Source organism: Dictyobacter sp. Z7_2 (assembly GCF_057551105.1).
Window position 1 is genome coordinate 168,749 of sequence record NZ_BAAJPE010000001.1, and the last position, 12,165, is coordinate 180,913.

The window sequence follows — 12,165 nt, forward strand, 5'->3', positions numbered from 1 at the left end:
GAACTCCCCGTTTTATTAGAGAGCATCCGAGCAAGTAAAGATTTTTTTTCATAAACGGATAACTTCTTCAAGTCTCTTGGGGAAATTTCACTCATTCATTATTCTCCTCTAACAATAATTGGCTGAGTAGAGCATCAATTTCATCTTCTGGAAGAGCTTCTAATTGAGAGAAGATCTGCTCGGTCTTTTTTTGCTTGATTGATCTAATTAAGCTGGTGAGATCGGTATCTTCTTGAGCATATATGCTTGTCAGCGTGGACGAAATACTCGCAATAGTAGGCATTTCAAAGAGAGTGCGTAAAGGAATGTCTATATGAAGTGTCTCGCGGAGACGGGCAATGACCTGGGTAGCCAGCAGAGAATGACCACCCAGAGCGAAGAAGTCGTCCTCTACACCTACTTGCTCGATACCTAACACTTGCTGCCAGATCTCTGCCATAACCTCTTCTAGTGGTGTGCGTGGCAAGACGAGAGACTCTGCTGAGATTGGGCGCTCGGACCATTCGGGTGGCGGTAACATACGACGATCAAGCTTGCCATTTGGTGTGAGCGGCCAGGAGGTTATCATAACAAAAGCGGAAGGAATCATATAATCTGGAAGATATCGTTGTGCATATTGACGTAATTGAGGAGTCAATGTTCGTAACAATTGTCCTGTTTGGGGGCTATTTATGTATTGGTGGAGATCTGCATCGTTTGGTGGGAGTAGAGAGCCTGAAGAACGCCATAAATGCTCAGGTGAGTACGTGGGACGGACGAAGAGGACATCATAGCGTCCCTGCTCATCATGGCAGAGCCAGCTGAAGTGAACCCGATAGCCCAGGTGTGCTCCCAGGGCTCGTAGCGCTTCCGGTTCGATGCCCGGCTCCGGTTGGGAGCGTTGCATGACACGCCATTCCCCCAGCGTCTGCGGCCCGGAGGTGCTACTAAGCCAGCGCCTGGCCGCCAGCAGGGAACTGAGACGGGCGTTGGGGACATCACGGATGCCCAACCAGGTGGGTGATTGGTCCTGCAAGGTGTGCTCCAGCTCAGGCCAGGTCTGCGGCGTGAGCGACGATGTCCACCAGGTCCCCTGCGGATCTTCCGGTGTTGGCTCGGCTGGCGTTGTTTTTGCAACCTGTGGCGCATGGGTGCGCAGCAGGAGTTGATAGCGGAACTGGGTCAGCTCGTTGTGCTCGTGCCCGCCTTTGGGCCAGAGCTGCAGATCAGCAATCGCCGGCTGCTGCTGCGCCCAGTGCACAAAGAAGCCTGGGGCGAGCACCAGTTCTTCTTCTACCAGGACCTGTCGTTGTACACGCTGTTGGAGTTGAGCTCGGGTTAGTGTATCGGGGGCGTGTGCCAGCTGGACGGCGGTATGGTAGGTGGCGAGTAGGGGCAGGCTGCGCACATCGCCGAGGAAGAGCACGCCGCCGGGAGCTAGCAGGGTCAGGGCATCCTGGAGCACCTGACGCAGATAGGCAGCGTCTGGGAAGTACTGTACAACCGAGTTGAGGATAATCAGATCCAGCGAGCCGGCGGCGATGGGTAACGTGTGCACCTGATCGGCGGCCTGTTCAAAGAGGTGGACATACTCTCGCCACGGTCCCTGAGATGTCAATTGTGTTTGCAAATGCTGTAGGGCAACAGGAGAGAAGTCGGTGCCATAATAGACCTCAGCCTGAGGAGCCAGGCGGGTGAGGAGCAGTCCGGTGCCACAGCCAATCTCCAGGATGTGGCGAGCTCCCAGCGCTTCCAACGGAGCCAGGGTATCCTCCAGCCAGGCTCTCATTTCTCGTTCTGAGAGAGGCTGATCACTATAGCTGCTGATCCAGCCTGACACATTAAATGCTGGATCAATTGTGCTTGGCGTAGAACTTGCGATCTGTTCATCGAAAACTGTTTGCCAGTGATGAACATGATCTTGTAACCAGGTACTCGAAATTTTGAGCGCATCAAGAGCATTCACGGTGCCAGGTTGAATGTAGGCAACCAGGCGAGAGTCTCCTGGTTGATCCTTGCGTACTATTGCCACGCACTCTCGCACTGCCGGGTGCTGCATTAAAACCCTTTCGATCTCTGTGAGCTCAATGCGATAACCTCTGATCTTCACTTGATGATCAAAGCGACCAAGGAATTCGAGTTCACCCGTAGGGAGCCAGCGGACGCGATCGCCGGTGCGGTAGAGGCGTTGAGCGGGTATTGTGCTGAATGGATGAGGGACAAAACGTTCAGCTGTCAGATCCGCACGATTATGATAGCCACGTGCAAGACCGTCTCCTCCTAGATAGAGCTCACCAGGGACACCAACAGGAACCAATTGTATATTTGCGTCGAGTACATATGCCTGTGTATTTGTAATTGGTTTCCCAATCGTGGGACGCTGGCTATCCATAGGAACCAAAGATGCAGTTGAATAAGTTGTGTCCTCCGAAGGGCCATAAAGGTTATAGACGCGCTTTATATGTCCATTATCGTAAAGCTGCTGCACCAACTCTTGAGGAAGAGGTTCTCCCGCTAGATTAACTGTATGAATGGAATCGGGAATTCCTTTGATGCGTATTAACTCAGTTGCTGCGGATGGCACCGTGTTAAGTAATGTTGGTCCATGCTTCGCGTAGGTAATGGGGACATGGAGAGCATCCTCGCAAAGTAGGATCATTCCTCCCCAGCTTAAAGGCACAAAGATCTCAAAAATTGATAAATCGAAGCAAATAGAAGTTGTCGCAAGCACCCGAGCTCGTTCAAGTTCTGTAAAAGTATCACGTGCCCAGGTAAGTAAAACAAGACAACTGTGATGTTCAATCACAACTCCCTTTGGTTGACCCTCTGATCCGGATGTATAAATGATGTATGCAGGCAGGCTGGTCATCACTGGAAGGAGAATGTTTGTTGTTGGTGTCTGTTCTGGAATGACCATGGACCAAAGATCATCGGTATAAAATATCGGTATATTGTCTTGTTGTTCGTGAAACGATGTAAAATGATCTTGTAGATGGAGTTGCGTGAGTAGTAGCGAGATATTTGCATCGTGAAACATGAATGCGAGCCGTTCAGATGGATAATCCGGGTCAAGCGGAACGTAAGCTGCTCCAGCCTTGAGAATTGCTAACAGACAAATAATCATGTCAGATGAACGTGTCAGGCAAACTCCAACGCGTTTTTCAGGGCCGATGCCATGATGACGTAAAAGATGAGCCAGACGGTTTGCATACTGGTTTAGTTCACCATAGGTGATATGTGTCTGTTGGATGACAAGCGCGATAGCGTCTGGATGCAAGCGTACTTGTTCTTCAAAAAGGTGATGTATGTAGAACTCGCCTGCGAATATGCGAGAAATCGTATTCTGTTTTATGATTAACTGTTGTTGTTCGCTTTCTCCTAAAAATGGGAGTGTCAATAAAGGATGTGTCGGCTTATCAACGATATTGGTGAGGAGCATTTGATAGTGAGTCGCCATATCTATAATTGTTTGCTCTGTGAATAAATCTGTGTTGTATTCCCAACGGCTGAGCAAACCTTCTTTCGCTTCGACCAGAGAGAAGGCCAGATCGAAGCGAGCCGTCTGATTATCTGAGTCCAGGCGTTGTAGTGTAAGATTATGTAGGGTTAATGGTTGGTAGGGAGCGTTTTGGAGCTGAAAGAGGACTTGACAGAGAGGGTTGTGTCCAAGCGTCCGTTCCGGTTGCAGCTCTTCCACAATCTGTTCAAAAGGGAGATCTTGATGGGTGTAAGCCTCCAGCGTGACTTCACGTATTCGTTGCAACGCCTGCAAGAAGGTGGGATCGTCGGTGAGATTGCAGCGCAGGACCAGGGTGTTGACGAAGAACCCGATGAGTCCCTCAAGTTCCTGGCGTGTGCGATTGGCAATGGGAGTGCCGATGGCAATATCCTGCTGCCCACTATAGCGTGCCAGCAAGGCAGCAAAGGCAGTCAACAGGGTCATAAACAGTGTGACACCCTGCTGTTGACTGAGCGTTTTGAGCCGGGTGACCAGCGCATGTGGAATCAGCATATGCTGACGTGCTCCTCGAAAGGTTTCCACGGTGGGACGCGCGAAGTCCTGTGGGAGGAGCAAGGGAGGGAGTCCACGTAGCTGTGTGCTCCAGTAATCCAGATGGGTTTGGAGCACATCACCCTGCAACCAGGTCTTTTGCCAGTGTGAAAAGTCTGCGTATTGGATCGCGAGGGGAGGAAGCGGCGAGGGCTGTTGCTGTTCAAAAGCGTTATAGAGCGTGCTCAGTTCCTGATGAAGGATACCCATGGACCAACCGTCGGAGGCAATGTGGTGCAGGGTCAGGAGCAGTACATGTTCCTGGGGATGGAGGCGCAGGAGCCGGGCACGCAAGAGAAGATCATGGGAGAGTTGAAATGGATGTCGGGCCTCTTGCTGGATGAGACGCTCCATCTGCTCTTCTCGTTGAGGCAGAGGCAAGGCGCTGAGATCATGCAGACGCAAGAGCGAGGTCGGGAGGTGATCCAGCGGGCGTATTTGTTGCATCGGAAGACTCTGGACCAGGACAAAGTGTGTTCGCAACGCCTCGTGCCGTCGGACGATCTCTTGCAGACTGCGGGCAAGTGCAGGCACCTGGAGGGGTCCCGCAAGGCGTAAGGCGATCGGGACATTGTAGAAAGCGTTTCCCGGGGCGAGTTGATCCAGGAACCAGAGTCGCTGCTGCGCAAAAGAAAGAGGAAGGGGCTGCCGCCGATCGATAGGGAGCAGTGGAGGAGCACTGATACCGTGCTGAGCATGGATTACTCGGTCCAGTTGCTGGGCGAACTGGCTAATGGTGGGAGCCTCGAAGAGGGTGCGCAGAGGCAGTTCAAGCTGAAGGGCGTCGCGGAGACGGGCAATGACCTGGGTAGCCAACAGCGAGTGACCACCCAGGGCAAAGAAGTCATCATCCACGCCAATCTGGGCAATTCCCAGCACCTGTTGCCAGATCTCGGCGACGATCTCTTCCAGTGGGGTGCGTGGCAGGATCAGGGCCAGGGCAACGGTAGGACGCTCCGACCAGAGCGGTGGTGGCAGGGCACGCCGATCCAGCTTGCCGTTGGGGGTGAGTGGCCAGGAGGGCATCAGCACAAAGGTAGCCGGAACCATGTAGTCGGGCAATTGCTCTTGAGCGTACTGCCGTAGTCGTAGCGGCAGGCTGCGCAGGCGTTGTCCCTCCTGAGGAAAATTGGTGGTTGGCTGCTCTGCCAATAGGTTATTCTGGAGATCAGGAAATTTGGGGAAGGATGAGCAGGTGGGACGAACGAAGAGGACATCATAGCATCCCTGCTCATCATGGCGAAGCCAACTGAAGTGAACACGATAGCCCAGGCGCGCTCCCAGGGCTCGTAGCGCTTCCGGTTCGATGCCCGGCTCCGGTTGGAAGCGTTGCGAGACGCGCCATTCACCCAGCGTCTGTGGTCCGGTGGTGCCGCTGAGCCAGCGGGTGGCAGTTAGTAGGGAACTGAGACGGGCGTTGGGGACATCGCGGATGCCCAACCAGGTGGGTGATTGGTCCTGCAAGGTGTGCTCCAGCTCAGGCCAGGTCTGCGGCGTGAGTGACGACGCCCACCAGGTCCCCTGGGTATCTTCCGGTGCTGGCTCGGCTGGTGCTGTTTTTGCAACCTGTGGCGCATGGGTGCGCAGCAGGAGTTGATAGCGGAACTGGGTCAGCTCGTTGTGCTCCTGCCCGCCTTTGGGCCAGAGCTGCAGATCGGCAATCGCTGGCTGCTGCTGCGCCCAGTGCACAAAGAAGCGTGGGGCGAGCACCAGTTCTTCTTCTACCAGGACCTGCCGTTGTACGCGCTGTTGGAGTTGAGCACGCGTCAGCATATCAGGGGCATGTGCTAACTGGACGGCGGTATGGTAGGTGGCGAGCAGGGGCAGGCTGCGCACATCGCCAAGGAAGAGCACGCCGCCGGGTGCCAGCAGGGCGAGCGTGTCCTGGAGCACTTGACGCAGATAGGCAGCGTTGGGAAAGTACTGCACGACCGAGTTGAGGATGATCAGATCCAGCGAGCCGGCCGCGATGGGCAGTGTGGTTAGCTGATCGGCGGCCTGCTCAAAGAGCTGGACCTTTTCCCTCCAGGATGTCTGCAAATCGACATGTCTCCGTAACTGCTGTATGGCAACAGGAGAGAAGTCGGTGCCATAATAGACCTCAGCCTGAGGAGCCAGGCGGGTAAGGAGCAGTCCGGTGCCACAGCCAATCTCCAGGATGCGGTGTGCCCCCAGGGCTTCCAGCGGGGACAGCGTATCCTCCAGCCAGTCCTGCATCTCCTCCTCCGAGAGGGGCTGATCGCTATAGCTGCTGACCCAGCCGGTGGTGTTGAAGCTTGGATCTGTGACGTTTGATGTTATCGATGAAAGAATTTGCTCATTGAAAACAGTTTGCCACTGTTGCACATGTGTCTGAAGCTCTTCTATGTCCTCTACCTCTGGCACGGTAGAATCAATGTGATGGATATGAGGTTGTACATAAGCAACGAGACGACGATCGCCAGAGATATCATCGGATGCTATAACGATACTTTCTCTAATCTCCTGATGCTTACGTAATACACTTTCAATCTCTTCCAGCTCAATACGAAAGCCTCGTACCTTGACCTGCTGGTCTAATCGACCAAGAAATTCTAATTCACCTGTAGGTAACCATCGTGCGCGATCACCGCTGCGATACAGCCTGGCTCCTGGCTCCTGGCTGAAGGGATGAGGAACAAAACGCTCAGCCGTCAGATCCGTACGTTGATAATATCCTCTGGCGATACCAATGCCCCCAATATAGAGTTCCCCGGGAATTCCAACAGGCAGTAAGCGCATGTGTTGATCAAGGACATAGACTTCCATGTTTGCAATAGGGCGTCCGATTGAAACGGTTGGCTGCCCTTCATGACAACGAGCGATCGTTGTACATACAGCTGCTTCGGTTGGGCCATAAGCATTGAAGAAAGCTCGATCACCTGCCCAGCGGTTAATAATCTCCAGTGTGCATACCTCGCCTGCCGAAACCACTGTTCTCAATGCTGAAAGATGTTCCTCTGGCAATAATGTAATAATAGAAGGTGGTAAGGTTATTGTCGTTATTGCGTATGTATTGATGGTCTGGGCCAATGTTGGCAGGTGCTGGAGCGTCTCAGGATGCTCCAGATAGAGAATGGCACCTGAAGATAATGCTCGCCAAATCTCTGCGATAGAGGCATCGAAGTTCGGAGAGGCAAATTGAAGGACGTGGCTGTGCCCATCAATTCCATATTGTACAACTTGCGCTTGGATGAGATTGTAGGCGCTACGATGTTCAATCATAACACCTTTCGGGCGGCCTGTGGAACCTGATGTATAAATAATGTAGGCGATATTTTGGGGATTGATAGAATTATCGATGGGGCGTTTCGACTGCTGCATAATGGATGACCAGTCATCATCGAGAAAGATACAATCATACTCCTCTTGAGGAATGGTTGCGCAATAGTGCCGATTTGTTAAGATTGTACGAATGTGTGCATCGTGAAGGACAAATTGTAGTCGCTCCTGTGGATGCATAATATCAAGTGGGACATATATCGCTCCAAGCTTCAGGATACTTAATAGTCCGATGATTAATTCTGGGGAGCGATCGACATACACCCCCACCGGTGACTCGACCTGGATGCCGCACCTTTGCATGTAACGAGCCAGTTGATTAGTGCGTTGATCAAGTTCACGGTACGTCACCTGCTGATTTTCATAGACCAGTGCAATAGCATCAGGCGTTTGCGTTACCTGCTCATAAAATAGTTCAGGCAAAGAATGGTGTGCGCGAACTTTTTGGGCAGGAGGAACCCACTCAGCAAGTAAACGTTGATCTGCGGTGGTAAATAATGAAAAACTCGAGAGATGCCAGTGTGGATGTTCACTAATTTCAGTGAGGAGCGTCTGAAATTGGCGAGCCATATGCATAATCGTATCATCGAGAAATAAATCCGTGTTGTATCCCCAGCGACTAACAAGACCTTGCGGTGTTTCAAGCAGCGAAAGAGCCAGATCAAAGCGAGCAGTTTGATTATCGGCTTCTGAGTGTTGAAGCTTTAGCCCATTAAATTCCAGGGGTTGGCGAGGAGCATTTTGCAGTTGAAAGAGCACCTGGCAGAGTGGATTATGATTGAGTGTACGCCCTGGCTGTAACTCCTCCACTAATTTTTCAAATGGGAGATCCTGATGGGCATAAGCCTCTAACGTGACCTCGCGTACACGTTGCAGGGCCTGCAGAAAAGTAGGATCGCCTTCTAAATGGCATCGTAGTACGAGGGTATTGACGAAAAAACCGATTAACCCTTCTAAATCCTGGCGGGTACGGTTCGCAATGGGCGTTCCAATTGCGAGATCAAACTGGCCACTGTAGAACGTAAGAAGGGCTGCAAAGGCTGTTAGTAACGTCATAAACAGGGTTGCGCCTTGTTGTTGGCTGAGTGCTTTGAGCCGTGTGAGTAGTGATTGGGGGATTAAAATATGTTGGCGCCCGCCACGGAAGCTTTCGATAGCAGGGCGAGGAAAATTATAGGGAAGCGTCAGTTGTGGTAAATCCTGTAGCTGTTCACGCCAGTAATCTAGATGGAACTGTAGGACCTCGCTGGACAATAATTGCCTTTGCCAAAGTGTGAAGTCGGCATATTGTATGGGCAAAGGTGATAAGGAGGGAAGATTTTTGCGTGTAAAAGCATTATAAATCACGCTCAATTCATAGTGAAGAATCCCTAATGACCATCCGTCACAAACAATGTGGTGCAGCGTGAGTAATAAAACATGTTCTTTTTCGTTCAGGCGTACGAGCTTTGTGCGTAATGGCAAATCATGACTGAGATCGAAGGGGAAACGTGCTTCTGCATAAATGAGGTGTTGAAGTTCTTGTTCTCGGATGTCTTCTCTCACAGAGCAGAGATCCAAAAAGAGCAGCCAGGAATCAGGTAAAAGAGATGGAGTGACGATGTGTTGAACAGGTTGCGATCGTTCCATTTTGATTAATGTGCGCAGGGCCTCGTGGCGGTGGAATATTTTTTGTAATGTGTGTTGAAGCGCGTCAACTTGTAATGTCCCAGAGAGACGAAAGATCATGGGGACATTATAAAAAGGGCTATGTGGGGCCATCTGATTAAGGAACCACAAACGTTGTTGTGCGAATGAAAGAGGAGGAGATTCATTATTTTTTCTCTGTGGTATCCCTTGTGATGAAGTGACATCTAGCCCCTCCTCTTCAAGAAACATAGCCAAAAGCTCTTTTTTATCTTTATCGCCTGTATGCATGTCCAAAAATCTCTCCTTCTCTCTTTACTTGCGCCATTTTAAATCGATTGAATCCGGCAGCGGAATAGACCTTATCGATCGATTTAATTGAAAAAGCTGGAAATTTTTAGGGTGCTTCTATACACATAAGCTTATTTTGCCTTCTGAGATAAATACCATTTGTGAGATTGTCTTCTTGACAAATGATTTTTTTCAAATTATCATCTTTATAGACTGTTATTCTTCTATTAATGATGATGGCATTTTATACTATCATCTTGGTCAAGGCTTTTGCAAGACCTTTCTCATAGTAAAAAGAATATGATAGATGTAGGCGTACATTTGCTATCAGTTATGGGTGTTCTATGCAAGAACACTTCTTTATTCTGCTGGGATGGAATTATTCACTAATTCTTTCGTATGAATAAACTTGTAGTACGTTGTTTATCATGAAGGTACTTTAAATTTTGCAAACCTTGTAAAGAAAGGATCATGTCACATGGCTACACAAAACAATCAAATGCACGTTCACCAGGTACTTAAAGAGGTTTTAGACAAGGAATTGGCCTCGAAGGCAGGTTTCACGTCGGGACCAGAGCTAAACTTCACGTCGGGACCAGAGCTAAATTTCACATCGGGACCAGAGCTAAATTTCACATCGGGACCAGAGCTAAACTTCACATCGGGACCAGAGCTAAATTTCACATCGGGACCAGAGCTAAACTTCACATCGGGACCAGAGATGTAATTACTCTTTTGTAAGCATAGGCACCTGGCTAAATTCTTAGCCGGGTTGCTATGCATGTCTTAGAAGGTGTAGTCAAATAGTTTGAGTGCTACTGTTGTATGTTCAATCTTCACTCTATTTGAGGTTACCCATGAATAAAACGCTGACAAGTACCCTGAATATGTATGTATTGAAGATTGCAGCCAGATGCAATTTGAACTGTTCCTACTGCTATGTGTATAACAAAGCTGATGCTACATGGAAACAACGTTCAGCAATCATGTCTGAGGAAATTTTTGAATTATCATTACTGCGCATTGGCCGTCATTGCCAGACCACTGGCCAAAAGGATGTCACCATTTTATTCCATGGTGGTGAACCCTGTTTGCTCGGCTCAAAACGTTTTGATGAGTGGTGTATTAAAGCGCACCAGATGCTTGATGAGATCGTGCGTGTACACTTCATGATTCAATCAAATGGTACCTTATTAGATGACGATTGGGCCAATGTTTTTCAAAAACATCATGTACGCATAGGTATTAGCATGGATGGGCCAAAAGAACGCCATAATATGTTTCGGGTGGACCATAAAGGCCAGGGATCATACGATAAAGTCGCGCAAGGATTAAACGTGTTGCGAAACGCTCAGCTTCCATTTACGCTTTTATCTGTGATTCCACTTGGTAGCGATCCCCTCGAGATTCATCGGCATTTTCTCTCTCTGGGATGTAGCAGTATAAGTTATATTCTTCCGGATTTCTCTCATGATACGATTGCGCCTGTGCTTAAGAAGTACGGCCCTACACCTTGTGCAGATTTTCTCGAACCTATTTTTGATGATTGGTGGTTTAATGGCACGCTAGATGTACGCGTTACGACCTTTTGGAATATGGCTCGTTTGATTTTAGGTGGAACAACAGGCATTGATAGCCTGGGTAATCAACCGCTGCGCTTTGTATTTATTGAAACGGATGGGGAGATTGAAGGACTCGATGTGTTACGTGTGTGCAAAGAGGGAATGACTGCAACAGGCCTGCATGTACGAAATGATGATTTTCAGGATATCACCAAAGTCAGTAGCTTACATACTCATGCGATTTTTAAGGGGATGCCGCTACCAGATGATTGTCGAGCGTGCCCGGAACGTACAACCTGTGGTGGTGGATATCTACCTCATCGTTATTCGTCAACGCGTGGCTTTAACAACGCTAGCCTGTGGTGTGCCGATCTTCTTAAGCTTTTTACCCATATGCGCCAGCGCATGGATGTGTCCGTTGAGGAAACGCTACGACGTCAAAAGGTCTGGCAAACACATGCTGAGGAAGGAGAAGCAGAAACTATCTGGCAGAATGTGCCTGAGTTGACCACCACATAAGATTGATGTGAGCAAGCAAGGAAAATGGATACATGGTACATATGTCAATCACTGATCCCTGGATTGTACGCACCAGGCCTGAAGCGCAGGTTCGGTTGCGCTTATTTTGTTTCCCCTATGCAGGGGGAAGCGCTTCTATTTTTCGTGACTGGCAAGCTGCAATGCCTCCACATATAGAAATTTGTGCCCTGCAATTCCCGGGTCGAGAAGGGCGCACGCGAGAGCTGCCATATTCTGACATGGCGTTGCTGGTTGAGGCCTTAGCGATGGCTATTCAGCCATATACTGATTGTCCATTTGCCTTTTTTGGTCATAGTATTGGCGCGTTGATCAGTTTTGAACTGGCACGATATTTACGTCGACTGCATGCGGCACAACCAGAACAACTTTTTATTGCAGGCTGTCCGGCTCCACAAATACCGAATAACGACCCACATTTGCATCATTTACCTGATATGATGTTAATAGAAACATTGCATCAATTACGTGGGACTCCTGCGGCAGTATTACAAAATGCTGAGCTCATGCAATTGTTATTACCTATGTTTAGAGCTGATTTCGCTTTATATGAGACGTATGTCTATACCGCTGAGGCTCCTCTTGCTTGCGCGATTTCGGCATTTGGAGGACTCGATGATCCCCAGGCCAGTTACGAGAAAATCGAGCCCTGGCGTCTTCACGTACAAAAAGCATTTACTTTGAGTATGTTACCTGGTGATCATTTCTTTCTCTGGCGTAGCCGTACACTCCTTTTGCAAATCATTGCTCAAGATCTTTTGCAACTTCTGACACAAAATACATAACAGACGTAAGTCTATTTTCCCGCCTTACAAGGTC

At 49.5% G+C, this 12,165-nt stretch carries 4 protein-coding genes; 3 read left to right on the forward strand and 1 reads right to left on the reverse strand.

Annotated elements, in window-relative coordinates; all coding sequences use genetic code 11:
• Window positions 1-91: 91 nt before the first annotated feature.
• Entirely contained in the window at window positions 92-9,247 is a 9,156-nt protein-coding gene (locus AC27N8_RS00770) for an amino acid adenylation domain-containing protein (protein WP_487067872.1), read from the reverse strand.
• 478 nt (window positions 9,248-9,725) lie between these two features.
• Here AC27N8_RS00770 and AC27N8_RS00775 point away from each other — a divergent pair, with 478 nt between their 5' ends.
• The 3 genes from AC27N8_RS00775 to AC27N8_RS00785 all read left to right on the forward strand — a co-directional run bounded on the left by AC27N8_RS00775 (window position 9,726) and on the right by AC27N8_RS00785 (window position 12,131).
• Entirely contained in the window at window positions 9,726-9,974 is a 249-nt protein-coding gene (locus AC27N8_RS00775; protein ID WP_487062966.1) for a hypothetical protein, read from the forward strand.
• 160 nt (window positions 9,975-10,134) lie between these two features.
• Window positions 10,135-11,328 (forward strand): radical SAM protein, encoded by a 1,194-nt coding sequence (locus tag AC27N8_RS00780; RefSeq protein WP_487067874.1) that lies wholly within the window; start codon window positions 10,135-10,137, stop codon window positions 11,326-11,328.
• A gap of 32 nt (window positions 11,329-11,360) precedes the next feature.
• A complete protein-coding gene (locus AC27N8_RS00785) occupies window positions 11,361-12,131 on the forward strand; it encodes a thioesterase II family protein (RefSeq protein ID WP_487062968.1) in 771 nt (256 codons plus the stop codon).
• Window positions 12,132-12,165: the final 34 nt, after the last annotated feature.

Bases quoted from the DNA above. Each gene is read 5' to 3' on its own strand.
- AC27N8_RS00770 (WP_487067872.1), bottom strand. From the start codon at position 9,247: ATGCATACAGGCGATAAAGATAAAAAAGAGCTTTTGGCTATGTTTCTT.
- AC27N8_RS00775 (WP_487062966.1), top strand. From the start codon at position 9,726: ATGGCTACACAAAACAATCAAATGCACGTTCACCAGGTACTTAAAGAG.
- AC27N8_RS00780 (WP_487067874.1), top strand. From the start codon at position 10,135: ATGTATGTATTGAAGATTGCAGCCAGATGCAATTTGAACTGTTCCTAC.
- AC27N8_RS00785 (WP_487062968.1), top strand. From the start codon at position 11,361: ATGGTACATATGTCAATCACTGATCCCTGGATTGTACGCACCAGGCCT.